Raw genomic sequence first — 24,926 nt, 5'->3', positions numbered from 1 at the left:
TCAAACGGGTGTTGGAGGCATAGATGCGGGTCCTGACCACGAAATTCGGACTAGCCCTTGTGGGCTTCGGGCTGTTGACGGCCTGTTCGGACAATGGCCAACCCAAGCTGATGAACATCCGTTCCGACACGCCGGACGAATTCTCGATCATGCCGAACAAGCCGCTCGAGCAGCCCGAGGATTACGAGGCGCTTCCCGAACCGACACCGGGCGGGCGCAACCGCGCCGACGTGGTGCCGGAAGAGGATGCGGTGGCCGCGCTTGGCGGCAACCCCGACGCGCTGCGCAGCGACCGTACCAACGCGGGCGAGGGCGCGCTTTTGGCGCAGGCCCGCCGCTACGGCACCAATTCCAATATCCGTGAGGTCCTTGCGGAAGAGGATCTGGAATACCGGCGTGAGAACAACGGTCGCCTCCTCGAGCGCCTGTTCAACGTGAATGTCTACTTCGACAGCTACCAGCAGCAGTCGCTCGATCAGCACCGCGAGCTTGACCGCCTGCGCGACCGGGGCGTCGCGACGCCCTCCGCGCCGCCCGATCCCGAACGGTTCTAGTCGCGTTTCACAAGATCACACGCGCGTCATGCGGGGTTGCCCATTGGGCGCCACCGGCTAACTCTGTTCTACGAACGGAGGACTTCACATGACCCGACTGCTCTCGGCCTGCCTCGCCCTGATCGCCTTCACGATTCCGGCGACGGCGCAGGATGTCACCGACTACACCCTCGACAACGGCATGGAGGTGGTGGTCATCGAAGACCACCGGGCCCCGGTCGTGGTTCACATGGTCTGGTATCGCGCCGGGTCGGCGGATGAGGAACCAGGGGTCTCCGGCATCGCCCACTTCCTCGAACACCTCCTGTTCAAGGCGACCGATGACCTGGAATCGGGCGAACTCAGCCGCGTGGTGGCCGAAAACGGCGGGTCCGACAACGCCTTCACCAGTGCCGACTACACCGCTTATTTTCAGCGCATCGCGGCGGACCGGCTCGAACTCATGATGACGATGGAGGCCGACCGGATGCGCGACCTCCAGCTGTCCGAAGCCGACATCAAGACCGAGCGCGACGTGATCCTGGAAGAACGCGCCATGCGCACCGACAACTCCCCCGGTGCTCTGCTGAACGAACAGATGCAGGCGGCGCTCTACATGAACCATCCCTACGGCACGCCCAACATCGGCTGGCGTCACGAGATGGAGGAGCTGGGCCTCGAAGACGCACTGGCCTACTACCGCAAGTATTACGCGCCCAATAACGCGATCCTCGTGGTCGCGGGCGACGTCGAGCCCGAGAATGTGCTGGAACTCGCCCGGAAGCACTACGGCCCGCTCGAGCCGACCGAAGGGCTTGAGCCGCGCGACCGGCCCAAGGAGCCCGTGCCGCTCGCCGAGCGCCGCATCACCTATTCCGACCCGCGCGTCGGCCAGCCCTATGTCATCCGCACCTACCTCGCCCCCGAGCGTAATCCGGGTGCGCAGGAAGAAGCCGCAGCGCTCGTTTACCTGTCCGAGATCCTTGGCGGCAATCCGGCGACCTCGGTCTTTGGTCAGGCGCTCCAATTCGAAAGCAACGTGGCGGTCTCCACCTTCGCCGGCTACAGCCCCCTGAGCCTCGACATCTCGTCCCTGCGCATCGGCATCGTCCCGAGCCAGGGCGTGTCGCTGGAAGAGGCCGAGGCGGCGATGGACGGCGTGCTTAAGGACTTCTTCGAAACCGGCATCGACCCGGAGCAGTTCGAGCGGATCAAGACCCGCATCCGCGCCAACGACATCTACGCGCAGGATTCCATGCGCGGCCTCGCCAACCGCTATGGCGCCGCGCTCACTTCCGGCCTGACCATCGAGGACGTGAAGGCATGGCCGGACGTGCTGCAATCCGTCACGCCCGACGATGTGATGAAGGTGGCCGAAAAGGTCCTTCAGAGAAGTCATGCGGTCACAGGCTGGCTTACCGTCCCCGAAACGTCACCCGAACCCGAAGCGGAGGTCAGCCAATGATCCGTCTCGCCCTCGCCTTTCTCCTCATCGCCGCCGTCCCGGCCCGCGCCCAGGTTCCGATCCAGGAAGTCACCTCGCCCGGCGGAATTTCAGCCTGGCTGGTGGAAGAACACTCCATCCCCTTCGTCGCGCTCGAACTGCGATTCCGCGGCGGCACGTCCCTTGACCTGCCCGGCAAGCGCGGCGCGACGAACCTCATGACCGGCCTGCTCGAAGAGGGCGCGGCGGATATGGACAGCCGCGCCTTTGCGGAGGCGAAGGAAGAACTCGCGACTTCGATCGACTTTGATGTCTACGGCGATGTCCTCACCGTTTCGGCGCAATTCCTGTCCGAGAACATGGAAGAGTCCGTCGACCTCGTGCGCGCCTCGCTCGAAGAACCGACGTTCGAAGAGGCGTCGGTCGAGCGTGTGCGCGGTCAGGTGCTGTCCTACATCCGTTCCCGCGTGACGGACCCGGACGAGATTGCAGGGGACGCAATGGCCGCCGCCGCCTATGGCGACCACCCCTATGGCAGCTTCGACAGCGGCACGGTGGAAAGCGTCACGGACCTCACCCGCGCGGACATCGTGACGGCATGGGAAAACGCCATCGCCCGCGACCGCGTCTATGTCTCCGCCGTGGGTGACATCACCCCGGAAGAACTGGGCACCGTCATCGACACGATCCTCTCCGGCATCCATGAAGAGGGCGGAGAGTACCCCGACGAAGTGGATTATGCCCCGACCCCCGGTGTTTCCGTCACCCCCTTCGACACGCCGCAATCCGTGGCCCGCTTCGGCCAGCCGGGGATGGAGATCGACGATCCCGATTTCTTCGCGGCCTACCTCGTGAACACGATCATGGGCGGCTCAAACTTCGAGAACCGGCTCTTTGACGAGGTGCGCGAGAAGCGCGGGCTGACATATGGCATCGGCACCTGGCTCTCCGACAGCGACTATTCCGAAGTGCTGGGCGGCAGCTTCTCCTCCCAGAACGCCACGATGGCCGAAGCCATCGAGGTGGTGCAGGAGGAATGGCGCAAAATGGCCGAGGACGGCGTCACGGCAGAGGAACTCGCTGCGGCCAAGAAATACCTCACCGGCGCTTATCCGCTGCGCTTCGACGGCAACGCCAACATCGCCAATATCCTCACCTCGATGCAAATGGACGACTACCCGATCGACTACCCGCAAACCCGCAACGAAAAGGTCATGGCGGTCACGTTGGAGGAGGCGAACCGCGTCGCGGCAGAGCTGTTCCAGCCTGAGAATCTGCGCTTCGTGGTGGTGGGCCAGCCCGAGGGGCTGGAGCCGACCGTGAACTAGAAAACCGGGCCGGGCGCAGCCACGGCAGCGCCCATTCCCGCTTTCAGAATCGTCGTCGGACATGCTAGGTCTAGTGGCATGCCCGACGACGCCCCCAATATACGCCGACCCCTTATCCGGCAACTCGATGACGCAGCGATCAACCGCATCGCGGCGGGCGAAGTGGTGGAGCGTCCCGCCTCGGCTGTGAAAGAGCTGGTCGAGAACGCCATTGATGCAGGCGCGACCCGGATCGACGTGGCTTATGCCGACGGCGGCAAGACCCTGATCCGTGTCACCGACGATGGCTGTGGCATCGCTGCCAATGACCTGCCGCTGGCCCTCTCGCGCCATGCGACGTCCAAGATCGACGGCTCCGACCTTCTCAGCATTCACACCTTCGGCTTCCGGGGGGAGGCGCTTCCGTCCCTCGGCGCGGTCGGCCGCCTCACGATCACCTCGCGCTGCGACGGCGACGCGGCCAGCGTCCGGGTCAACGGCGGCCACATGGAGCCTGTGAAACCGGCGGCCCTGTCGCGCGGCACGGTGGTCGAGCTGCGCGACCTGTTCTTCGCCACGCCCGCCCGGCTCAAATTCCTGCGCACCGACCGGGCCGAGGCGCAGGCGATCACCGATGTGGTCAAACGCCTCGCGATGGCCGAGCCGCATATCGGCGTCACCCTGCGCGACGTGTCGGGCGGCGGCGAAGGGCGCGTCACCTTCCGCGCCACGCCCGAGAACGGCGACCTGTTCGACGCGCTCCATGCCCGCCTCGGCGGCGTTCTGGGCCGCGATTTCGCGGAAAACGCGGTCCCTCTCGATGCCTTGCGCGAAGGCTTCCGGCTCACGGGCTACGCAGCCCTTCCCACCTATTCGCGCGGTGCGGCGGTGGCGCAGTTCCTCTTCGTCAATGGCCGCCCGGTGCGCGACAAGCTCTTGATCGGGGCGCTGCGCGGGGCCTATGCCGATTTCCTGTCGCGCGACCGCCACCCGGCGGCGGCGCTGTTCGTCACCTGTGACCCGAAACTGGTCGACGTGAACGTGCATCCCGCCAAGTCCGAAGTGCGGTTCCGCGAGCCCGGTCTCGTGCGCGGTCTGATCGTGACCACGATCCGCCATGCGCTGGCCGAAGCCGGGCACCGCGCCTCGTCCACGGTTGCCGAGGCCACGCTCGGCGCCATGCGCCCCGAACAGCCCGTCCAGCCGCGCGTCTACCAGATGGACCGCCCAAGCCAGACGGCGCTCCACACGGCCCGTCAGGCGCAATCCCCGATGGGGTTCGCCGAACAGCCCTCCGCCCGCTTCGATCCCGTGGTCGAGCGGGACACCGACACCGGCGAGGACGTCCAGAGGGCGGACGAGCACCTCCCCCTCGGGGCCGCCCGCGCGCAGGTGCATGAAAACTACATCGTCGCCCAGACCGAGGACGGCATGGTCATCGTCGATCAACACGCCGCCCATGAACGCCTCGTCTATGAAAAGCTCAAGCGCCAGATGGCCGAGAACGGCGTGGCGGCTCAGGCGCTCCTGATCCCCGAGATCGTGGACCTGTCAGACGGCGATGCGGCTTTGCTCCTGGGTCTCGCCGACGAGCTGGCCAAACTGGGCCTCGTCATCGAACCCTTCGGCGGCGGTGCCATCGCCGTGCGCGAAACCCCCGCGATCCTCGGGCAGGTCAACGCCGAGGCGATGATCCGCGACATCCTCGATGAACTCTCAGACCTCGGCCAGAGCCAGACGGTGCAGGCCCGGATCGAGGCGGTGCTCTCGCGCGTCGCCTGCCACGGCTCGATCCGCTCGGGCCGTTGGATGCGCCCCGAGGAGATGAATGCGCTCCTGCGCGAGATGGAGGCGACGCCGCATTCCGGCCAGTGCAACCATGGCCGCCCCACCTATGTCGAACTCAAACTCGCCGATATCGAACGGCTCTTCGGACGCACATGATCCAGATCGGCGACACGACCCTCGACCTCTCCGACCCGCTCACCCTCGCCGCCCTCATCGCGGCGGGTGTGCTTCTGCTGCTGGTCCTCCTGCTCATCGTCGTCCTTGTGCGGACGGGCCGTGCCAGCGCGACCAATGCCGAGCTTGCCCGCCAGATGGGCGGGATCGGGCAGGCGGTGCAGATGCTGGGGCAGGGGCAGGACCAGCTTTCCGGCGGGCTGCGCACCGTCTCGGACGCACAGGCGAACGGGCAAAGCCAGATGATCCACACGATGGAAACCCGGCTCGCCGACGTTCAACGCCAAATGCAGGACCGGCTCCACGAGAACGCGATGAAATCCGCCCGCGCCCTGTCCGACCTGCACGAACGGATGAACGAAACGCTTACCGGCTCGACCGTCAAGACAACCAAGTCGCTGACCGAGTTGCAGGAGCGTCTGGCCACCATCGACAAGGCGCAGGCGAATATCGAAAAGCTGTCGGGGGACGTCCTCAGCCTTCAGGACATCCTGTCCAACAAGCAGACGCGCGGCGCGTTCGGGGAAATCCAGCTCAACGACATCGTGTCAAAGGCGCTCCCCACCGACAGCTACGCGTTCCAGCAGACGCTTTCCAACGGCAAACGGGCCGACTGCCTGATCCATCTTCCGAACCCGCCCGGCCCCATTGTCATCGACTCGAAATTCCCGCTTGAGGCCTATGAGGCCCTGCGCCGCGCCGACAGCCAGCAACAATTGGCCGAGGCCGCCCGCCAGATGAAAACGGCGGTCCGCGCCCACATCCGCGCGATCTCGGAGAAGTATATCATCGAGGGCGAGACGGCGGATGGCGCGCTCATGTTCCTGCCCTCCGAAGCCGTCTATGCCGAGCTTCACGCCAACTTTCCCGAGATCGTGCGCGAAGGCTTCGAGGCGCGGGTCTGGATCGTCTCGCCCACCACCTGCATGGCCACGCTCAACACGATGCGCGCGATCCTGAAGGATGCCCGGATGCGCGAACAGGCAGGCGCGATCCGCAAGGAACTGCACTTGTTGTCGGCGGATGTGGGCCGTCTGGGTGACCGCGTCGAAAACCTCGACCGGCATTTTCATCAGGCGTCCAAGGACATCTCCGACATCAAGATTTCGGCGGAAAAGGCGGGCAACCGGGCCAAACGGCTCGACAATTTCGACTTTGAGGAGCTGGCGCAGGACGATGCCAGCGCCGTCGTGCCGCTCCCGAAAACCTGATCCCTTGTCCCACCCCTGCATTCGCCCCTAAATGGGGGGTAAGCAAAAGAACAGGTCACACATGCTCGAAATCAGCCCCTCCCGCATCGCCCGCATCGCCATCCAGGCCCGTGAGCGGCCCCAAACCGACGAGATTATCCGCGGTTATATCGAGGATCTGAACACTGACGAGCAGGCGAGCCTCGTCGCCGTCATGTGGATCGGGCGCGAGACGTTCGAGGCCGACGACCTCGAAGAAGCCATCGCGACCGCCAAGGCCGAGGCGACCGCCCCCACGGGCGACTACCTTCTGGGGGAGACGCTGCTGGCCGATTACCTTGAGGCCGGTCTGGATGCGCTGGGCTATTCCGTCGAGGATCTCGAGGACGACCACCTGAAATAACCGGTCCTGCGGGCGCAACGCGCCTCAGATGAAGGTCTGCGCGAACTGCCGCTCCGGGTCGGCAAGGTGCGGCACGGCGTTGAACTGCGTCAACGTCAGCCCCGCGCCCACCGGGTGCATCTGGTGGACCGAGCTGTTCATGATGGTCAGCGCCAGCCGCGCCATCGACGACAGTTGCAGACCCATCGCCACCTTGATCGCCATCGAAATCCACCCGCCCGAGGTGCAGACCAGCGCCCGGCCTTCGCCCGCCGCGATTTCATGCAGAACCTCGTCCACCCGATCCTCGAACTGGGCATAGCTCTCGATCGTGTCCTTGATCTGCCCCTCGCGCCACGCGGTGAAGACCAAGGGCAGGTGCTGAATGAACTCGTCACGGTTCTCCGGCGGCTTGATTCCCAACTGCGTGTGCATCTTGGCCGACAGGTCGAAATAGGCGACTTCGTTCAACCGCGCGTCCTGCACCGGCTCCGGAAACCCCATCGCCTCTGCCGTCTCACGATGCCGGATCAGCGTCCCGGAATAGACCCTGTCGAACCGCTCACCGATGCTGTCGAAGTACCCCCCCAGCCAGCCGGCCTGCTGCTTGCCGAGATCCGAGAGCTTGTCGTATCCCGTTTCGTCCTGTGATCCGGTGTTGGCCTGACCGTGGCGGATGAGAGTGACTTGTGACATGTGCGGCCCCTTGTGCGTTCGCGTGGTGCTAACCCGCGGTTGTGACAAGGGAAAGACCTAGCGCCACGCCACGTCGCCCAGAAAGATGTATCCCGCCCCGTAGATCGTCTTGATGAGCTTCGGGTTCTTCGGGTCTTCGCCCAGCTTCGTGCGCAGGCGCGAGATGCGCACATCCATCGCCCGGTCGAAGCTTTCGCCAGCCGCGCCGCCGAGTTGTTCCTGCATCTGCGCCCGGGTGATGAGCCGCTTGGGCGCCTCGAGAAACAGCCGAAGGACTTCGCCCTCGGCATGGGAAAACGCACTCTCCTTGCCGTTTGCATCCTCGAGGACGTAGCGGTCGAACCGGGCGGTCCAGCCCTCGAATGTCGCGGTGGATGATTCACCCGGGCGCTCGGTCCGCCCGTCGCGCACGCGGGCGCGCACACGGGCCACGACCTCGGCCAGCTCGAAGGGCTTGATGATGTAGTCGTCCGCGCCAAGTTCCAGGCCCGTCACACGGTCCTGCACCTGCGCGCGACCTGACACGATGATGATGGCCGCACCGGATTCCAGAGCCAGCCGATGAACGAGTGTCAGCCCGTCCCGGTCCGGCAGGCCGAGATCGACGAGGCAGACGTCCGGCGCCGTGGTGCGCAGCGCCGCTTCGAATTCGGTCGCCCGCCCGAACCCCATCGTGCGAAACCCCGCCTCGGTCAGCGCGTCCGAGAGCATCTGCCGAATCTCCGGCTCATCGTCCAGAATGGTCACGAGCGGCTGGGTCACGCCGGTCCCTCCGTTGCGAGAAAGGCGGCAAGTTGCGCCTGCGTGAAGGGCTTGCCGAGGACCGGTGCCCCGGCGCGGCGCGGATCGTCCGGCGGGAGCGAGGACATGAGGAGCACCGGCGCCTCCAGCCCTGCTTCGTCGAAAGCGACGGCGAGTTGGTCGCCCGTCAGCCCGCCGCCCAGCATGATGTCCGAAAGGACAAGGCCGATGCCCTCGACCCCGGCCAGCGCCCGCGCCTCTTCGCCAGATCCGGCTTCGATGACCTGATGCCCCAGCGCGATGAGCATCTCGCGCACTTCGGTCCGGATATCGTCCTGATCCTCGACCAGCAGGACAAGCAGCGAGCGCGCGGCCGCGTCGTCCATTTCCGCAGGCTTCAGAGGCAGGCGCATCGTGACCCGCGCGCCCCGGTCAGTGTTGCCGACCCGGACATGCCCGCCCGACAGCTTGGCATGGTCATAGACCATCGCCAGCCCCAGCCCGGACCCCTGCGCGCCCTTCGTGGTGAAGAAGGCGTCCAGCGCATGATCGAGCGCCTCGTCGCTGAACCCGGTGCCTGTATCCTGCACCTCGAAGTCGATCCATGTGCGCGAGACGGCCCGCGCGGTCAGGGTGATCTCGCCCGCCTCGGCCCCGATCGCATCCTTGGCGTTCAGAACGAGGTTCAGGAGCGCATCCTGCGTGGCCCCCACATCCAGCAGGACCGGGCTGTCCAGATCCGCGACCTCGACCGTCAGGGAAACATCGCCGGGCAGGGTGGAACGCGCCAGCGTCTCGGTCTCCGACAGCAGTTGCGCGACGTTCACCGGCTCGGGCCGCACTTCGCGCACCCCCGACAGCGCACCGATCCTGTCGAGCAGGGTGCCCCCGCGCCGCGACGCCGCCGTGGTCGCCTCCACCAGTCGGGCGGCCTCCGGCGGCAGGTCCATCTGCCCCAACCGGCCCTGAAGCCCGAGGATGATCGTCAGCAGGTTCGAGAAATCATGTGCAAGGCCCGAGGTAAGCTGCGTGGCCAGCTCCCGTTTGCGGGTCTGGGCCAGCGCCGCGCGTGCCTGCGCCTCCTCCGTCACGTCGGTCGACAGGATATAGACCCCGCGCACCGCCCCCGCATCGTCCGTGTCGGGGGTAAAGGCCACCCGGATACGCCGCCCGGACCCTTCGTGGGCGAATTCGAACACGCTGGCCTCCCCGGCGAAGGCCCGCTCAAGGCTCGGCGTGATCCTCTCGAACGCCTCGTCCCCCAGCGCGTCGCGGGCGTGCAGCCCGACGATGTTGCGCGGGCTGTCGGGCAGGATCGCGGCGAGTTGCCGGTTGGAATAGGCATAGCGCCAGTCGCGGTCGAGCCGGGCGATATGGGCCGGCATCATCTCGGCCGTCACCCGCGCCCGGCTCTCCATCTCGGTCAGCTGGCGCTTGGTCTCTTCCAGTGTCGCGTTGGTGGCCGCGAGCGCCCGGTTGGTCTGGGACAGTTCCTCGGCATGGGCGAGCACCTGATCCGAAAGTTCCTCGGACCGCGACCGCAAGAGCTGCTCCTGCCGCTTGATGCCGGTGATGTCGGTATAGACGGTGACCCAGCCACCCTGCGCGAGCGGCGATCCCTCGACCGAGATCATGCGGCCATTGGCCCGTTCCCGCTCCACATAATGCGGCTCGAAGGCCAGCGCCTGATCCACCTTGTCGCGCACGAAGGCCTCGTGGTCGTCGACCACGCCATACTCGCCGCGCTCCACGAGAAACCGAATCGTATCGTCGAACCGCGCGCCGCGTGTGACGAGCCGGGTGGGCAGCCCGAACATCTCCTGAAAGGTCCGGTTGCCGACCACGAATTTCAGGTCGCTGTCATAGATCGACAGCGCCTGCTGAATCAGGTTCAGCCCGGCCTGCGTAAGCGCTGCGATGTCTGTGAACTTGGTGTCCAGCGGCCTTCCTCCCTGTCTTTCGCTAGCACCGCGGGCCAGTGCCGGGAAGCCCCATTGCGCCCGATTCCGGCCTGTAAGAATTCGTTAGATTCTCGAAAAACTCGGGTAATGATTGACCCTGATCCCTGTTGCGAAAGAATGTTTCGCGTCGGCCTCGGTCGGCAGGGACATAAAACCGGCCGGGGAGGGCCGGTGTGGGAGGAGACAACTTGGCACAGGATCAAACCGCAACCGGCGGTCTGTCCTCCATTCCGGCGCTTCTGACCCGGAATGCGAAGGAATTCGGCGGTCGTCCCGCCTATCGTGAAAAGGAATTCGGGATCTGGCAAAGCTGGACCTGGGCCGAGACCGCCGAGGAGATCGACGCGCTCGCGATGGGTCTGCTCGCGCTGGGCATCGAACGGGGCGATCAGGTCGCGATCATCGGGCGCAATCGCCCGTCGCTCTACTGGTCGATGGTCGCCGCGCAGAAATGCGGGGCCGTGCCCGTGCCGCTCTATCAGGACAGCGTCGCCGAAGAGATGGAATATGTGCTCGACCATTGCAGCGCGCGCTTCGTCATCTGCGGCGATCAGGAACAGGTCGACAAGGTCATCGAGGTGAAGTCGCGCGTGCCGAAGATCGAGCATGTGATCTATGTCGACAAGCGCGGGATGCGCAAATACGACCACACGCACATGAACTGGTTCGGGGACGTGCAGGCCGAGGGCCGCGCGGGCCATTCGCGGCTCGAACCGATCATGGCCGAACGCACCGCCGAGCTGGATTATGATTCCACCTGCGTCATGCTCTACACCTCCGGCACGACCGGCCGGCCCAAGGGCGTCGTGCTCTCCAACCGCAACGTGGTGGAAAGCGCCAAGAACTCTGCCGAATTCGACAATCTCGGGCCGGGCGAGGACATCCTCGCCTATCTTCCGATGGCCTGGGTGGGCGACTTCATCTTCTCGCTGGGGCAGGCATACTGGACCGGGTTCTGCGTGAACTGTCCCGAGTCCGAAGACACCATGATGACCGACCTGCGCGAGATCGGGCCGACCTATTTCTTCGCGCCGCCGCGCGTGTTCGAGAACCTTCTGACCACCGTGATGATCCGCATGGAGGACGCCACGCGGATGAAGAAGGCGCTTTTCGACCACTTCATGAAGGTCGCGCGCCGGGTCGGCCCCGCGATCCTCGACGGCAAGGAGGTCTCGGGCGGCGACAAGTTCCGCTACTGGCTCGGCAATCTTCTGGTCTATGGCCCGCTCAAGAACACGCTGGGCTTTTCGCGTGTGCGCGTCGGCTACACGGCGGGTGAGGCGATCGGGCCGGAGATCTTCGATTTCTACCGCTCCCTCGGCATCAACCTGAAACAGCTCTACGGTCAGACCGAGGCGACGGTGTTCATCACCGTGCAGCCCGATGGCGAAGTGCGCCCCGATACGGTCGGCGTGCCCGCGCCGGGTGTGGAGCTGAAGATCGGCGACAATGGCGAGGTCTACTACCGCAGCCCCGGCACCTTCGTCGAATACTACAACAACCCCGAAAGCACCGCTTCGACCAAAGACCCCGAGGGTTGGGTCGCGACGGGGGACGCAGGCTTCATCGAGCCCGACACCGGCCACCTTCGGATCATCGACCGGGCCAAGGACGTGGGCAAGATGGCCGACGGGTCGATGTTCGCGCCCAAGTACGTTGAAAACAAACTGAAATTCTACCCCAACATCCTCGAAGCCGTGGTCTTTGGCTCCGGTCGCGACATGTGCACGGCCTTCATCAACATCGACCTGAACGCCGTGGGTAACTGGGCCGAGCGCAACAACATCTCCTACGCCTCCTACCAGGAACTCGCGGGCCATCCGCAGGTGATGGACATGATCCAAAGCCATGTGGAGGAGGTGAACGCCTCGGTCGCCCAGGACGAGATGCTGTCGGGCTGCCAGATCCACCGCTTCCTTGTCCTGCACAAGGAACTGGACGCGGACGATGGGGAGATGACGCGCACCCGCAAGGTCCGGCGCAACGTCATCACCGACAAGTTCGGCGAGCTTGTGGACGCGCTCTATTCCGGCAAGTCGGAGCAATACACCGAAACCGAAGTCACCTACGAAGACGGCCGCAAGGGCAAGATCACCGCGACGCTGGAGATCCGCGACGCCAAGGTCGTGCCCACCGGCGGCGCACAGGGGATCGCGGCGCAATGATCCAGAAAACGAACCGCACCGGAGGGGCCAGATGAACGATATGAGCCCGGACAGCTATGTGACCCCGGACGGCCGCACCATCGGCGGCGTGGTCATGGAGATGAAGAACATCACCCTGCGCTTCGGGGGCGTGGTCGCCATCAAGGACATCTCCTTCGACATACGCGAAGGAGAAATACGCGCGATTATCGGACCGAACGGTGCCGGCAAATCTTCGATGCTCAACGTCATCTCGGGCTTCTACGTCCCGCAGGAGGGCGAGGTCTGGTTCCGCGGCAGCCGCCGCCCGCAGATGAAGCCGTTCGAGGTGGCCGCCCAAGGCATCGCGCGCACGTTCCAGAACATCGCGCTGTTCGACGGGATGAGCGTGCTGGACAACATCATGACCGGCCGGCTGACGATGATGAAAACGGGCCTGTTCGCCCAGTCCTTCTGGTTCGGGCGGGCCGAGAAGGAAGAAAGCTACCACCGCGAACAAGTTGAAAAGATTATCGATTTTCTGGAAATCCAGAACATCCGAAAGACGCCGGTGGGCCGCCTGCCGTATGGTCTGAAAAAGCGCGTGGAGCTTGCCCGCGCACTGGCCGCCGAGCCCAAGCTCCTTTTGCTGGACGAGCCGATGGCGGGGATGAACGTCGAAGAGAAAGAGGACATGAGCCGCTTCATCCTCGACGTGAATGACGAATTCGGCACCACCATCGCGCTGATCGAGCACGATATGGGCGTGGTCATGGACCTGTCCGACCGGGTGGTCGTGATGGATTACGGCAAGAAGATCGGGGACGGCACGCCCGACGAAGTGCGCAACAATCAGGACGTCATCGACGCCTATCTGGGGGTGTCCCATGACTGACGCCGCCCGCAAAATGCGCGTGCACAGCGCGTACACACCGTGTGCACACGCTGTACATACGATGATGCATACGACGGGGGAGGCGACCCATGCCTGAGCAGCTGCTTTTCGCGATGGAGGTCACGCTGAACGGCCTCATGGCCGGGGTGCTCTATGCGCTCGTGGCGCTGGGCTTCGTCCTCATCTTCAAGGCGTCGGGCATCTTCAACTATGCGCAGGGCGTCATGGCGCTGTTCGCCGCGTTGACGCTGGTGGGCATCCAGGACGGGCAGGTTCCGTTCAGCCACCTCATAAACGCGATCTTCGGGACCGACGTGCATCACTTCGGCTGGCACGTTCCCGCGATCTTCGCGATCCTGCTGACCGCCGCCGTCATGGTTCTGTTCGCCTGGATCGTCGAGCGATACGTCCTGCGCCACCTTGTGAACCAGCCGGGCATCATCCTGTTCATGGCGACCATCGGGCTCGCCTATTTCATGGAAGGCTTCGGCGACATGATGTGGGGGTCCGACATCAAGAAGCTCGACGTCGGTCTGCCCCAAGGGATCAACTTCGCCATCGACGACACCACGTTCGAGTGGTTCGGCTACGGCTTCTTCATCGACAACCTCGACATTTCGGCGACCATCGTGGCCGTGATCCTCGTCGTCGCGCTGACGGTGTTCTCGCAATACTCCAAGCAGGGCCGGGCGCTGCGCGCCGTGGCCGACGATCACCAGGCCGCGCTGTCGGTCGGGATTTCGCTGCGCTTCATCTGGGTGCTGGTCTGGTCCATCGCGGGCTTCGTCGCGCTCGTGGCCGGGATCATGTGGGGGTCCAAGTCGGGCGTCCAGTTCTCGCTCTCGCTCATCGCGCTCAAGGCGCTGCCGGTCCTCATGCTGGGCGGCTTCACCTCGATCCCCGGCGCCATCGTCGGCGGGCTGATCATCGGTGTGGGCGAAAAACTGTTCGAGTTCACCATCGGCCCGCTCGTCGGCGGCGCCACGGAGAACTGGTTCGCCTATGTGCTCGCCCTCATCTTCCTCGTCTTCCGGCCGCAGGGCCTGTTCGGCGAGAAGATCATCGAGAGGGTGTGACGCATGACCAAGCTCATCGCCATCGCCAATACCGTCGCGTGGGCCGGCTTCTGGGCCTTCGGCTACCTCGCCCTGTCGGCCCCGACCGATACGGGGAACCAGGCGCTGATCGCCTCGCTCCTCGCCGCCGTCGGCGCGGGCGTCGGGCTTGCCTGCTGGTTCCAGCTGGTGCGCCATACGGAAGCGACCGGATACGCCAAGCCCGCCAACCGCGTGCCTGAACATATCAAGACCCAAGGGGAGAGTGCCTGATGCTTTATCGCGAGGCCGGGGATTTCAAGACATCCTACCGGGACGACAGTCAGACCTTTCCGATCAGGTTCGACCGCTTTGCCTACTATGTGCTGCTTGCGGTCGCGTTCCTCGTCGTGCCCTTCGTCATCAACGACTACTGGGTCAACGCGGTCCTGATGCCGTTCCTGATCTACGCCATCGCGGCGCTCGGGCTGAACGTGCTGACGGGCTATGCCGGGCAGGTGAGCCTTGGCACCGGGGGTTTCATGGCCGTGGGGGCCTATGCTTGTTACAAGCTGATGACGGCGTTCCCGGACGTGAACATCTTTTTCCACGTCATCATCGCGGGCGGGATCACCGCGCTTGTCGGTCTGCTGTTCGGCCTGCCATCCTTGCGCATCAAGGGCTTCTACCTTGCCGTCGCGACGCTCGCCGCGCAGTTCTTCCTCGTGTGGCTCTTCAACCGCGTGCCGTGGTTTTACAACAACTCCGCCTCGGGCCAGATCAGCGCGCCGGAGCGCAGCGTGTTCGGAATCAAGGTCACGGGGCCAGAGACCGAGGCCTGGGCGACCTACCTGTTCTGCCTGATCTTCGTCGTCGCCTCGGCCTGGATCGTGCGCAACCTGACGCGCGGATCGACCGGGCGGCGCTGGATGGCGATCCGCGACATGGACATCGCGGCCGAGATCATCGGGGTGAACCCGCTGGGCGCAAAACTTTCGGCCTTTGCCGTGTCGTCCTTCTTCGTCGGCATCGCGGGGGCGCTGTTCTTCTCGGTCTATCTCGGCGCGGTCGAGGTGGGTGAGGCGTTCGGCATCCAGAAATCGTTCCTGGTGCTGTTCATGATCATCATCGGCGGGCTTGGGTCGATCTTCGGCAGCTTCGCGGGCGCGGCTTTCATGGTGCTGATGCCCGTGCTGCTCAAGAACTCGCTGGTGGGTGGCCTCGGCTGGCCCACGGACCTTGCCGCGCACCTCGAATTCATGATCGTCGGCGGGCTCATCCTGTTCTTCCTCATCGTGGAGCCCCACGGGCTTGCCGCGCTGTGGAAGGTGGCGAAAGAGAAACTCAGACTCTGGCCCTTCCCGCACTAGGGACGGGTCCAAGAAAGACGGGGGGCAACCCCGGGACGGAAACATCGGAACCAACCAAGGGAGGAGACACCCGATGAAAATGAAACTGGCAACACTGGCCCTGGGCGCCGCGATCGCGGCCACCCCGGCGCTTGCCGAACTGACCTTCACCGCGCTCAGCTATCGGACCGGACCCTATGCCGCCAACGGCATCCCGTTCGCCGACGGCTATGAGGATTACTTCACCCTGCTCAACGAGCGGGACGGGGGTATCGGTGGCGAAAAAGTCGAGCTGATCGAATGCGAGACCGGCTATAACACCGAGAAGGGCGTCGAATGCTACGAGTCGACCAAGGGCCAGGGCGCTCTGGTCTATCAGCCGCTTTCGACCGGCATCACCTACCAGCTGATCCCGAAAGCGACCGCTGACGGCATCCCGGTTCACTCGATGGGCTATGGCCGGACCTCGGCCAAGAACGGCGAAGTGTTCAACTGGATCTTCAACTACCCGGCCAACTACTGGGACGGGGCCTCGGTCGCCATCAAGTACCTGCTGGAGGAGAACGGCGGATCGCTCGAGGGCAAGAAGATCGCGCTCGTCTACCACAACTCCGCTTACGGCAAGGAGCCGATCCGCACGCTGGAAGAGCTGTCTGCCAAGCATGGCTATGAGCTCATGACCCTGCCGGTGGATCACCCCGGTCAGGAGCAGAAGTCCCAGTGGCTTCAGATCCGCCGTGAAAAGCCCGACTACACGCTGATGTGGGGCTGGGGTGTGATGAACCAGGTCGCCATTCAGGAAGCGGTGAACATCCGCTACCCGATGGAGAACTTCATCGGCATCTGGTGGTCCGGCTCGGAGAACGACGTGCTGCCCGCCGGTGAAGGCGCCGACGGCTACAAGGCGCTGACGTTCCACAACGTGGGCTCCGACTATCCGCTGTTCGACGACATCCAGCAGTATGTCGTGGATGCCGGCATGGCTGCCGGTGCCGGCGACCAGATCGGCACCGCGCTCTATAACCGGGGTCTCTACGCCGCCATGCTTGCCGCCGAAGCGGCCAAGACGGCGCAGGAGATGCACGACACGGCGGCCCTCGCCCCCGCGCAGATGCGTGACGGGATGGAAAACCTCGTCATGACCGAAGCGAAGATGGCCGATCTCGGCCTGCCGAACTTCGGTCCGGAGTTCGAGGTGTCCTGTCAGAACCACGGTGGCGAAGGCTATGCCGCCGTCGCGCAGTGGGACGCGAACGCCGAGTCCTGGTCGCTGATCACCGACTATATGCAGTCGGATCAGGACGTGCTTCAGCCGCTCATCGATGAAGATTCCTCGGCTTATGCCGCGGAAGCCGGCATCGAAGCGGGCTGCATGTAAGCCACAACCCCCGGCCCGCCCTGACGCGGGCCGGGGACCACGACAGACAGACGGATTTCGCCATGCTGGACGCCGCCAAGCCCGACACCGAGACGGTCCTCGAGGTCAAGAATATCGAGGTGATCTACAATCACGTCATCCTCGTCCTGAAGGGCGTGAGCCTGAGCGTGCCCAAGGGCGGCATCACCGCGCTTCTCGGCGGCAACGGCGCGGGCAAGACCACGACGCTCAAGTCGATCTCGAACCTGCTGCGGTCGGAACGCGGCGAAGTCACCAAGGGGACGGTCGTCTACAAGGGCGAGAAGGTCGAGGGTCTGACCCCCGCCGACCTCGTCTCGAAAGGCGTGATCCAGGTGATGGAGGGGCGTCACTGCTTCGAACACCTGACCGTCGAAGAGAACCTGCTCACCGGGGCCTATACCCGCAAGGCGAGCCGGGGCGACATCGACGCCGAATTGCAGAAAGTCTATGACTATTTCCCCCGCCTCAAGGAACGCCGCAAGTCGCAGGCGGGCTATACCTCGGGCGGTGAGCAGCAGATGATCGCCATTGGCCGCGCGCTCATGTCCCGGCCCGAGACGATCCTGCTCGACGAACCCTCGATGGGTCTCGCCCCGCAGCTCGTGGAGCAGATTTTCGAGATCGTGAAATCGCTTAACGAGAAGGAGGGCTATACCTTCCTGCTCGCCGAGCAGAACACCAACGTCGCGCTGCGCTATGCGCATTACGGCTATATCCTCGAATCCGGTCGGATCGTGATGGACGGCCCCGCTGCGGACCTGCGCGAGAACCCGGACGTCAAGGAATTCTACCTCGGCATGTCGGACGACGGACGCAAATCCTTCCGCGACGTGCGCTCCTACCGCCGCCGGAAACGCTGGCTCGCGTAATGCCGATCCTCAGCGCGGACATACCCCAAGGTCGGGCCGGATCACGGCTCCGCCATCTCCGACTTCATCTCGGCGATGCGTGCCAGCGCGTCTTCGCGGGTGTTGCGGATGTTGGGGCGGAACTGCTGGCTCTCGGCCCGCATCCGGATGGTTTCCTCGGCCTCGGACCCCGGCGCATAGCGCACCGAGCCCATCGACCAGCGTTGGTTGAGCGCCTTGCCGCGCCGCGCATAGGCGACCCAGGCCTCCTCGAAGATCCGGCAGTTTTCGTAGTTGATGAGAAAGAACCAGCGCAGCCCCGTCTCTTCGACGCGACGCTCGATATGATCGTAGAAGGCGTTGACGTCGGCGGAGTGGTGGAACGTGAAGTCGTGGAAATCGACGTTCATGATTTCCGCCTCGGGCTCGAACGAGATGCGCTGCGCGAAGTCGTCATCCGTGTAGTCCACGTCATGCACGACCTTCTTGCGCCGCTTGGACGGAAACTCCGCCACGCGGGCCAGGGCGCTGTCACGGTCGGCGAACAGGTTGGGATCGAAAGCCTCGGTCTTGGCCGTGCGCTCGATCTGCCGGCGCGTCTCGTCGCTCATGTCGTAGCGCACGCTGCCCTGCGAATGGCCGAGGTTCAGCGCCTTGCCGCGCTTGTGGTGGGTGTACCACGCCGCGCTGTCGATCCGGAATTGCGAGTAGTTGATGACGAAGAACCACAGCTCCTCGCCGGTTTCCGCAATGGCCGCCTCGATCGCGTCGTAGAGCGCGTTGATCTCGCCGGACGTGTCCAGGCTGAGGCCCGACAAGTCGATCTCGGCGACCTGCGCGGCATCGTCGAAACTGACCCGGTGCAAATATCTTTCTGGCATGTAAGTTTCTCCCGGATCACTTCGCTTCTTACGCAACGTCAATTATCCGCCGCTGTCTATCGTATACGACGGCATACCAATATTGCGCGAATTGCCGCACGTCTCTTGTCCCCCGCGAACCGAAAGGGCCTTTGCCATGCCTGACTTCTTCGATGACCTTGAAATCCGCTCCGCAGACGCCCGTGCGGCGGACCTTGCCAAGGCCCTGCCGGAGCAGGTGGCCCGCGCCAAGGGACTTCCGGGATATGGCGAGAGCCTTGCGGATGTGGACCCGGCCAGCGTGACCAGCATCGAAGCTCTTGCGGCGCTCCCCGTTCTGCGCAAGTCGGACCTCGGCAAATCGCAGGCGGCCAAGGCGCCTCTGGGGGGCTTTGCAACCCTGCCGACGAGCGGGTTCGCCCACATCTTTCAAAGCCCGGGCCCGATCTATGAGCCGGGCGGGGTCGGGCATGACTGGTGGCGCATCGGGCGGTTCCTGCACGCAGCGGGCGTGGGCGCGGGCGACATCGTGCAGAACTGCTTTTCCTATCACCTCACGCCCGCCGGCATGATCTTTGAAAACGGCGCGCGGGCGGTGGGGGCCACCGTCGTTCCCGCCGGGATCGGCCAGACCGAGCTTCAGGTCCGCGCGGCGGCGGATATCGGCACGACGGCCTATGCGGGCACCCCCGATTTCCTCAAGGTGATCCTCGACAAAGCCGACGAGATGGGCCTGAAGCTCGCCATTACCAAGGCGACCGTCGGGGGCGGCGCGCTGTTTCCCTCGCTGCGTCAGGAATACGCGGATCGCGGCATCGCCTGTGTTCAGAACTACGCGACCGCAGACCTCGGCAACATCGCCTATGAGAGCCCGGCGATGGAGGGGATGATCGTGGACGAGGGCGTGATCGTCGAGATCGTGCGCCCCGGCACCGGCCAGCCCGTATCCCCGGGCGAGGTGGGCGAGGTCGTGGTCACGACGCTCAACCCCGACTACCCGCTCATCCGCTTTGCCACCGGCGACCTTTCCGCCGTAATGGCCGGGGACAGCCCCTGCGGGCGCACCAACATGCGCATCAAGGGTTGGATGGGCCGCGCCGACCAGACCACCAAGATCAAGGGCATGTTCGTGCGGCCTGAACAGGTGGCGGATTTCGTCTCCAAACATCCCGAGATCGCGCGCGCCCGTGTCGTCGCCAGCCGTGATGGCGAGGCGGACGTGATGACGGTGCAGGTGGAGGCCGAAGGCGGCGATGCCGACGCTTATGGGCGCACCATTTCCGAAGTGCTCAAGCTCAAGGGACGGGTCGAAATCGTGACACCCGGCCATCTTCCCAACGACGGCAAGGTGATCGAGGACGCGCGCAGCTACGACTGAGCGCGGTTGTCAGGCGATAACTCGCCGGAACTTCCCGCCCCGCGACCCGTTGATATGGGATATCATCGGGGAAGGGCACAGGTATGCGTCAAGTGACACACACGACGCAGGGAGGTTCCATGCGCAAGTCTATCCTATCCAAGACGCTGGCCACGAGTTTTGCCGTTCTGGCCACCGTTCCACAGATCGCCGCCGCCGATGCGGCGCTGATCGTCGTTCAAAGCGAATATGAAAACCTGCCCGATGTTTCCGGCGCAGCGCAGGCCGTGACGCTGGCCCAGAAGCTGGAGGACGAAGGGTTCTCGGTCACCTCGTCGCTGGACCAAGAGGCCGCGGACGTGCGCGGCGCGGTCGAGGATTTCCGTGACGATGCCGAAGGGTCGGACAGGGTTCTGGTCTATCTCGCCGGTCACATGGTCGGCGGGCCGCGTGACAGCTACCTGCTCACCCATGAGGCCGAGACGCCCAACGCCGTGTCGGTCGGGGGAGAGGCGCTGGCCATCGGCCCGATCCTCGACGTGCTGGCGCAGTATCAGGGGCAATCGGTGCTCCTCACCGCCCCGGCGGGTGACGAGGTGGCGGGCACCGGACTGTCCGACGACCTCGACATCGAAGCGCCGCAGGGCGTGACGATCCTGTCCGGCCCCGTGGACCGCGTGATCCGCGTGGCCAACGAGGTGCTGCTGGTGCCCGGCCTGCCGCTGGGCGTCGGGCTTGAGGACGGCCCCGGCGGCGTGACCGCGCGCGGGTTCGTCTCGGACGTGGTGCCGTTCCTGCCGGCCGAAGGCGACGGGCGCGTCGTGATCGAGCGCACCGCGCAATCGCCGGATGAAGCATTCTGGGTGGTCGCGCAGACGATGGACACCGATGAGGGCCTTGAGCTTTACCTCGAATACTTCCCGGACGGCACGCACGCCAACGAGGCGCGCGCGGCCCTGACCGAGAGCGAAGAGACGCAGGCCAATGCGGACGCGCGGGCGGAGGACGCGCTTGACCTGAACCGCGCCGCACGGCGGCAGGTGCAGCGCAACCTCGCCCTGCTGGACCACGACCCGCGCGGGATCGACGGGATCTTTGGCCCCGCGACCCGGTCGGCTATCCGGTCCTATCAGTCCGCCAACGGGTTCGCCGTCACCGGCTACCTCACGCGCGAGATGCTGGCCGAGATGACCCAGCGGGCCGATGCGCGGGCCGCTGAGCTTGAACGCGAAGCCGCCGAGCGGCAGGCCCGGCAGGAGCGCGAGGATCGCCGCTACTGGAACCAGATCGGGCAAGGGCAGGACGAGGCGGGGCTGCGTGCCTATCTCGACCGTTATCCCGATGGCCTGTTCGCGGATGTGGCGCGTGAGCGGCTTGATGATATCGAAGCGGACAAACGCAGCCGGGCCGAGGCCGAGGAGCGCGAGTTCTGGGATCGGGTGCGCAATTCCGACCAGCCGCGCAGCTATCGCACATATCTCGACCGCTACCCCAACGGCATTTTCGCGCAGGAAGCCCGCGCGCGGCTGGGTGAGTTCAACAACCAGGAAGACCGGGAACCGGAGCTGACGGCGGCGGAACGCGAGGAACAGCAGGTGGCGGGCACCAAGGTCACGCGGCTGTTGGTGGAGACCAAGCTTGCGAGCCTCGACTATAACGTCGGCAAGGTGGACGGGCTGTTCACACCCGGCACGCGCACCGCGATCCGCCGGTTCCAGAGCAGCCGCAACATCCCGGTGACGGGCTTCGTCACCCAGCAGACGATGGTGCGCCTGCTCGCGGCGTTCTAGATGGTCGACGGGCGGCATCAGGGCCTCGGTGTCGGTGTCCGGCGTGTGAGGCTGGGCGCTGACGGGAGCCTGCCGCTCCCCGCCGCGTTTCACCCGCCGCCCGCGCGCCTGTGGCTGATGGCGGTGGCGCCGCCGCCCGACCGCCCGATCGTCCTGCTCACACCCGACGCGCTGGACCTTGTCGCCGCCAAGATCGGCAACCTGGAACGCGGGAGCCGGATGCGCCGCACCGCCGAGGCGGCGTTTTATGGCGAGTCACAGAAAATCCCGGCGAACGAGTCGGGCTTTACCCGCATCCCGCGCGCGCTCCTGTCCGGTATCGCGGTGGTGCCCCCGGCGCAGGTGGTGCTGCGCCCTTATCGTCACGTTCTACAGATCTGGTCGGTCGTGATGTGGGACGGGTTCGTCAGCCGGGAGCGCGGCGTCGCGAGTCCGCTCACGCCCTGACGTTGCGTTGCGCCGGAACGGAAAAAAGGCCGTCGGATCGCTCCGACGGCCTTTCGTCAATTCCGTAGCCTGCTGATCAGCCCTGGCGGGCCTTGAAGCGGCGTTGGGTCTTGTTGATCACGTAGACGCGGCCCTTACGGCGCACGACACGGCAATCCCGGTGCCGGTTCTTCAGCGAGCGGAGCGAGTTGCGGACTTTCATGGCCCTTCTCCTCATTCGCGGCGCTGGTCGCGCCTTTGTGTTCAAGCCTTGTTTCCAAGGCGGTTCATGGTGGGCGATACTGGGATTGAACCAGTGACCCCTTCGATGTCAACGAAGTGCTCTACCGCTGAGCTAATCGCCCTGAATTTCTCGTCCGGGGGTAAACCCAAACAAACAGACGCGGGAAACCCCGCGCCGGTCCGCAGGTCTATAAAAGGAGTCGAAGGACCATGCAAGGGGCTTTTGGCCTTGGTGTTTATCAGGCTATGCTGGAGTCTCAGGAGAGAAAATGAGTCCCTCGCATCGCGTCGAATACCCGAGCCTTCGGTCAACCTCGGTGATCTTTGCCTCGCCCCATTCCGGGCGCGACTACGGCTGGGGTTTCCTGCGCCGCAGCGTGCTTGATTCGCGCACCATCCGATCCTCTGAAGATGCCTTTGTGGACGAGCTTTTCGCCTCGGCCCCGTCGCATGGCGCGCCGCTTCTGGCGCTGACCGTGCCGCGCGCGTTCGTGGACGTGAACCGGGGGACCGAGGAACTGGACCCCGCGCTGATCCGGGGCGTCGAGAAGGCGCTGCACAACCCGCGCGTGACCTCCGGCCTTGGGGTGATTCCCCGGGTTGTGGCCGGGGGGCGCCCGATTTACCGCGGCAAGATCCCGCTGGCCGAGGCCGAGGCGCGGCTGCGCTCGCACTGGCACCCTTATCACGGGCGGCTCAAGACATTGGTGAACGAGTCGCATCGGCTGTTCGGTCAGGCGATCCTCATCGACTGCCATTCCATGCCGCACGAGGCGATCGACAGCCTGTGCCGGGGGCGGCGCGAGAAGCCCGAGATCGTGCTGGGCGACCGGTTCGGCGCGTCGGCGGCGGGCGAGATCGTGGACGAGATCGAACTGGCCTTCCGCGACGAGGGGTTCCGGGTCGGGCGCAACACGCCGTTCGCCGGGGCTTTTACCACGCAGCACTACGGTCGCCCCTCACGCGGACAGCACGCGATCCAGGTCGAGATCGACCGCTCGCTGTACATGAACGAGTCCAAGCTGGTGCCGAATGGCAATTTCGCCTCGATGCAGGCGGCGATTGACCGGGTCATCGCGCGGGTGGCCGAAGTGGGGCGTCCGCAGGACCTGCCGCTCGCCGCCGAGTAATCAGCGGATCGCGCGCCCCTTCAGGATCGCGCCCTCACCGAATTTCGCCCGGATCGCATCCGTCGCCTTTTCCGCCGCGCGCCGTTGCGCCGCCTGCGGGTCGAGCAGATCGCCCGCCGTATCGGCCCCGTCCGCCCCGGAAATCTCGCTGATCCCGACGCCGATCAGCCGGAACGGCCCCTTGTTGGCGACCGTGTCGAACAGCCCGCGCGCCGTGCGATAGATGCGGTCGGCGCTTTGCGTCGTATCATAGAGGCTCACCCGCTTGGTGATGAGCTTGAAGTCCGCCCGCTTGAGCTTGAGCGTCACGACGCGGCCCGCACGGCCCTTGGCCTTGGCGCGGTCGGCGACCTTTTCGGACAGCCGCCAGAGATGACCGTCGAGCAGGTCGGGGTCTGAGGTATCCTCGAAAAACGTGGTTTCGTTCGAGATCGACTTGACCGGCGCGTTGGCCGAGATTCGGCGGAAATCCTCGCCCCGCGCGAGGTGCCAGAGGCGCTCGCCCATGCCGCCGAACCGCTCCACCAGCGCCTGCTTGTCCCAGCGCAGGAGGTCGGTAAAGGTGCGGATGCCCGCCCGCTCCAGCGACGATTGCGCAGCGGCTCCCACACCCCAGATCATGCGCACCGGCTTGCCGGCGAGGAAGTCCATCGTCTCGCCCTTGCCGATCACGGAGAACCCGCGCGGCTTGTCGAGGTCCGAGGCGACCTTGGCCAGAAACTTGTTGTGGCTGAGGCCGATGGAGCCTGAGAGGCCCAATTCGTCCTCCATCCGCTTGAGCAGCCGGGCCAGCATAACGGCGGGCGGGTGGCCGTGGAGTCGTTCCGTCCCGGTCATGTCCAGAAACGCCTCGTCCAGCGACAGCGGTTCGATGGAGGGCGTGAGTTCGTCCATCATCGCGCGGATCTGTTTGGACACGGCGGCGTAATGGCTCCCGCGTGGCTTGATGACCACGGCGTTTGGGCACAACTCCAGCGCCTTGAACATCGGCATCGCGGAGCGCACCCCCCGGATGCGCGCGACATAGCAGGCGGTGGACACGACGCCACGCTTGCCGCCGCCGATGATGACCGGCTTGCCCGCGAGGCTCGGATCGTCGCGCTTTTCCACGCTCGCATAGAACGCATCGCAGTCCATGTGCGCGATGGAGAGCGAGAAAAGCTCGGGGTGCGAGACCACGCGCGGCGACCGGCAGGCGGGGCAGCGGGCACCGTCATCGAAGGTGGTCAGGCAATCTCGGCACAGGGCGGGCATGG

23 protein-coding genes and 1 tRNA gene are annotated in these 24,926 nt (G+C 65.0%); 17 read left to right on the top strand and 7 right to left on the bottom strand.

Annotation, left to right across the window (positions count from 1 at the left end; all coding sequences use genetic code 11):
* Positions 1-23 precede the first annotated feature (23 nt).
* From B2585_RS01035 to B2585_RS01010, 6 genes are all read left to right on the top strand, one after another.
* The gene (locus B2585_RS01035; RefSeq protein ID WP_292019149.1) at positions 24-554 is read left to right on the top strand and encodes a DUF3035 domain-containing protein; all 531 of its coding nucleotides are present in this window, start codon (positions 24-26) and stop codon (positions 552-554) included.
* 88 nt (positions 555-642) lie between these two features.
* A complete protein-coding gene (locus B2585_RS01030; protein ID WP_292019148.1) occupies positions 643-1,998 on the top strand; it encodes a M16 family metallopeptidase in 1,356 nt (451 codons plus the stop codon).
* Positions 1,995-3,305, top strand: coding sequence for a M16 family metallopeptidase (locus B2585_RS01025; protein ID WP_292019147.1), 1,311 nt, complete (start codon positions 1,995-1,997; stop codon positions 3,303-3,305). The genes B2585_RS01030 and B2585_RS01025 overlap by 4 nt, the downstream gene beginning before the upstream one ends.
* A gap of 78 nt (positions 3,306-3,383) precedes the next feature.
* Positions 3,384-5,228: a DNA mismatch repair endonuclease MutL gene (gene mutL / locus B2585_RS01020; protein ID WP_292019146.1), complete on the top strand. Its 1,845-nt coding sequence runs from the start codon at positions 3,384-3,386 to the stop codon at positions 5,226-5,228.
* Entirely contained in the window at positions 5,225-6,457 is a 1,233-nt protein-coding gene (locus B2585_RS01015) for a DNA recombination protein RmuC (RefSeq protein ID WP_292019145.1), read from the top strand. The genes mutL and B2585_RS01015 overlap by 4 nt, the downstream gene beginning before the upstream one ends.
* A 61-nt stretch (positions 6,458-6,518) precedes the next feature.
* Entirely contained in the window at positions 6,519-6,839 is a 321-nt protein-coding gene (locus tag B2585_RS01010) for a DUF3775 domain-containing protein (RefSeq protein ID WP_292019144.1), read from the top strand.
* A gap of 24 nt (positions 6,840-6,863) precedes the next feature.
* On the opposite strand, the gene B2585_RS01005 is transcribed toward B2585_RS01010, so the two are convergent.
* From B2585_RS01005 to B2585_RS00995, 3 genes are read right to left on the bottom strand one after another with little or no spacing between them, the layout of a single operon-like run.
* A complete protein-coding gene (locus B2585_RS01005; RefSeq protein WP_292019143.1) occupies positions 6,864-7,514 on the bottom strand; it encodes a histidine phosphatase family protein in 651 nt (216 codons plus the stop codon).
* Between the two features lie 57 nt (positions 7,515-7,571).
* Positions 7,572-8,276, bottom strand: coding sequence for a response regulator transcription factor (locus B2585_RS01000; RefSeq protein WP_292019142.1), 705 nt, complete (start codon positions 8,274-8,276; stop codon positions 7,572-7,574).
* Complete coding sequence (locus tag B2585_RS00995; protein WP_292019851.1) at positions 8,273-10,195, bottom strand: hybrid sensor histidine kinase/response regulator; 1,923 nt, start codon at positions 10,193-10,195, stop codon at positions 8,273-8,275. Before B2585_RS00995 ends, B2585_RS01000 begins: the two co-directional genes overlap by 4 nt.
* A gap of 209 nt (positions 10,196-10,404) precedes the next feature.
* Here B2585_RS00995 and B2585_RS00990 point away from each other — a divergent pair, with 209 nt between their 5' ends.
* The 7 genes from B2585_RS00990 (at position 10,405) to B2585_RS00960 (ending at position 17,885) form a co-directional block, all read left to right on the top strand.
* Positions 10,405-12,381, top strand: coding sequence for an AMP-binding protein (locus B2585_RS00990; RefSeq protein WP_292019141.1), 1,977 nt, complete (start codon positions 10,405-10,407; stop codon positions 12,379-12,381).
* A gap of 31 nt (positions 12,382-12,412) precedes the next feature.
* A complete protein-coding gene (locus tag B2585_RS00985) occupies positions 12,413-13,234 on the top strand; it encodes an ABC transporter ATP-binding protein (RefSeq protein ID WP_292019140.1) in 822 nt (273 codons plus the stop codon).
* Positions 13,235-13,323: 89 nt separating this feature from the next.
* Positions 13,324-14,310 carry a branched-chain amino acid ABC transporter permease gene (locus B2585_RS00980; protein ID WP_292019139.1) on the top strand — a complete coding sequence of 329 codons (987 nt, stop codon included), beginning with the start codon at positions 13,324-13,326 and terminating at the stop codon, positions 14,308-14,310.
* A 3-nt stretch (positions 14,311-14,313) separates the two neighbouring features.
* Positions 14,314-14,562 carry a hypothetical protein gene (locus B2585_RS00975; protein WP_292019138.1) on the top strand — a complete coding sequence of 83 codons (249 nt, stop codon included), beginning with the start codon at positions 14,314-14,316 and terminating at the stop codon, positions 14,560-14,562.
* Positions 14,562-15,638, top strand: coding sequence for a branched-chain amino acid ABC transporter permease (locus B2585_RS00970; RefSeq protein WP_292019137.1), 1,077 nt, complete (start codon positions 14,562-14,564; stop codon positions 15,636-15,638). Before B2585_RS00975 ends, B2585_RS00970 begins: the two co-directional genes overlap by 1 nt.
* 73 nt (positions 15,639-15,711) lie before the next feature.
* Positions 15,712-16,995, top strand: a complete 1,284-nt coding sequence (locus tag B2585_RS00965; RefSeq protein ID WP_292019136.1) for an ABC transporter substrate-binding protein — start codon at positions 15,712-15,714, stop codon at positions 16,993-16,995.
* A gap of 62 nt (positions 16,996-17,057) precedes the next feature.
* Entirely contained in the window at positions 17,058-17,885 is an 828-nt protein-coding gene (locus tag B2585_RS00960) for an ABC transporter ATP-binding protein (protein WP_292019135.1), read from the top strand.
* Positions 17,886-17,926: 41 nt separating this feature from the next.
* Here B2585_RS00960 and B2585_RS00955 read toward each other — a convergent pair whose 3' ends face one another.
* Positions 17,927-18,745, bottom strand: coding sequence for a hypothetical protein (locus B2585_RS00955; protein ID WP_292019134.1), 819 nt, complete (start codon positions 18,743-18,745; stop codon positions 17,927-17,929).
* 136 nt (positions 18,746-18,881) lie between these two features.
* Here B2585_RS00955 and B2585_RS00950 point away from each other — a divergent pair, with 136 nt between their 5' ends.
* From B2585_RS00950 to B2585_RS00940, 3 genes are all read left to right on the top strand, one after another.
* Positions 18,882-20,102, top strand: coding sequence for a phenylacetate--CoA ligase family protein (locus B2585_RS00950; RefSeq protein WP_292019133.1), 1,221 nt, complete (start codon positions 18,882-18,884; stop codon positions 20,100-20,102).
* Between the two features lie 119 nt (positions 20,103-20,221).
* Positions 20,222-21,871, top strand: a complete 1,650-nt coding sequence (locus tag B2585_RS00945; RefSeq protein ID WP_292019132.1) for a peptidoglycan-binding protein — start codon at positions 20,222-20,224, stop codon at positions 21,869-21,871.
* Positions 21,872-22,318: a hypothetical protein gene (locus tag B2585_RS00940; protein ID WP_292019131.1), complete on the top strand. Its 447-nt coding sequence runs from the start codon at positions 21,872-21,874 to the stop codon at positions 22,316-22,318.
* 76 nt (positions 22,319-22,394) lie between these two features.
* On the opposite strand, the gene ykgO is transcribed toward B2585_RS00940, so the two are convergent.
* Together ykgO and B2585_RS00930 are read right to left on the bottom strand one after the other, a co-directional pair.
* Complete coding sequence (gene ykgO, locus B2585_RS00935; RefSeq protein WP_005850168.1) at positions 22,395-22,520, bottom strand: type B 50S ribosomal protein L36; 126 nt, start codon at positions 22,518-22,520, stop codon at positions 22,395-22,397.
* A gap of 67 nt (positions 22,521-22,587) precedes the next feature.
* Positions 22,588-22,662, bottom strand: a tRNA-Val gene (locus tag B2585_RS00930).
* 147 nt (positions 22,663-22,809) lie between these two features.
* On the opposite strand from B2585_RS00930, the gene B2585_RS00925 reads away from it, so the two are divergent.
* Positions 22,810-23,670, top strand: a complete 861-nt coding sequence (locus tag B2585_RS00925; protein WP_292019120.1) for an N-formylglutamate amidohydrolase — start codon at positions 22,810-22,812, stop codon at positions 23,668-23,670.
* Here B2585_RS00925 and B2585_RS00920 read toward each other — a convergent pair whose 3' ends face one another.
* A complete protein-coding gene (locus tag B2585_RS00920; protein WP_292019119.1) occupies positions 23,671-24,924 on the bottom strand; it encodes a DNA polymerase IV in 1,254 nt (417 codons plus the stop codon).
* Positions 24,925-24,926 lie beyond the last annotated feature (2 nt).

It is taken from the genome of Maritimibacter sp. UBA3975, assembly GCF_002384975.1.
GTDB lineage: Bacteria > Pseudomonadota > Alphaproteobacteria > Rhodobacterales > Rhodobacteraceae > Maritimibacter.
This window is presented reverse-complemented; position numbering and strand designations above follow the sequence as displayed.

Excerpts from the sequence above, each read along its gene's own strand:
- B2585_RS01035 (WP_292019149.1), top strand. The coding sequence starts at position 24 with ATGCGGGTCCTGACCACGAAATTCGGACTAGCCCTTGTGGGCTTCGGG.
- B2585_RS01030 (WP_292019148.1), top strand. The coding sequence starts at position 643 with ATGACCCGACTGCTCTCGGCCTGCCTCGCCCTGATCGCCTTCACGATT.
- B2585_RS01025 (WP_292019147.1), top strand. The coding sequence starts at position 1,995 with ATGATCCGTCTCGCCCTCGCCTTTCTCCTCATCGCCGCCGTCCCGGCC.
- mutL (WP_292019146.1), top strand. The coding sequence starts at position 3,384 with ATGCCCGACGACGCCCCCAATATACGCCGACCCCTTATCCGGCAACTC.
- B2585_RS01015 (WP_292019145.1), top strand. The coding sequence starts at position 5,225 with ATGATCCAGATCGGCGACACGACCCTCGACCTCTCCGACCCGCTCACC.
- B2585_RS01010 (WP_292019144.1), top strand. The coding sequence starts at position 6,519 with ATGCTCGAAATCAGCCCCTCCCGCATCGCCCGCATCGCCATCCAGGCC.
- B2585_RS01005 (WP_292019143.1), bottom strand. The coding sequence starts at position 7,514 with ATGTCACAAGTCACTCTCATCCGCCACGGTCAGGCCAACACCGGATCA.
- B2585_RS00985 (WP_292019140.1), top strand. The coding sequence starts at position 12,413 with ATGAACGATATGAGCCCGGACAGCTATGTGACCCCGGACGGCCGCACC.
- B2585_RS00980 (WP_292019139.1), top strand. The coding sequence starts at position 13,324 with ATGCCTGAGCAGCTGCTTTTCGCGATGGAGGTCACGCTGAACGGCCTC.
- B2585_RS00975 (WP_292019138.1), top strand. The coding sequence starts at position 14,314 with ATGACCAAGCTCATCGCCATCGCCAATACCGTCGCGTGGGCCGGCTTC.
- B2585_RS00970 (WP_292019137.1), top strand. The coding sequence starts at position 14,562 with ATGCTTTATCGCGAGGCCGGGGATTTCAAGACATCCTACCGGGACGAC.
- B2585_RS00965 (WP_292019136.1), top strand. The coding sequence starts at position 15,712 with ATGAAAATGAAACTGGCAACACTGGCCCTGGGCGCCGCGATCGCGGCC.
- B2585_RS00960 (WP_292019135.1), top strand. The coding sequence starts at position 17,058 with ATGCTGGACGCCGCCAAGCCCGACACCGAGACGGTCCTCGAGGTCAAG.
- B2585_RS00955 (WP_292019134.1), bottom strand. The coding sequence starts at position 18,745 with ATGCCAGAAAGATATTTGCACCGGGTCAGTTTCGACGATGCCGCGCAG.
- B2585_RS00950 (WP_292019133.1), top strand. The coding sequence starts at position 18,882 with ATGCCTGACTTCTTCGATGACCTTGAAATCCGCTCCGCAGACGCCCGT.
- B2585_RS00945 (WP_292019132.1), top strand. The coding sequence starts at position 20,222 with ATGCGCAAGTCTATCCTATCCAAGACGCTGGCCACGAGTTTTGCCGTT.
- B2585_RS00940 (WP_292019131.1), top strand. The coding sequence starts at position 21,872 with ATGGTCGACGGGCGGCATCAGGGCCTCGGTGTCGGTGTCCGGCGTGTG.
- ykgO (WP_005850168.1), bottom strand. The coding sequence starts at position 22,520 with ATGAAAGTCCGCAACTCGCTCCGCTCGCTGAAGAACCGGCACCGGGAT.
- B2585_RS00925 (WP_292019120.1), top strand. The coding sequence starts at position 22,810 with ATGAGTCCCTCGCATCGCGTCGAATACCCGAGCCTTCGGTCAACCTCG.
- B2585_RS00920 (WP_292019119.1), bottom strand. The coding sequence starts at position 24,924 with ATGCCCGCCCTGTGCCGAGATTGCCTGACCACCTTCGATGACGGTGCC.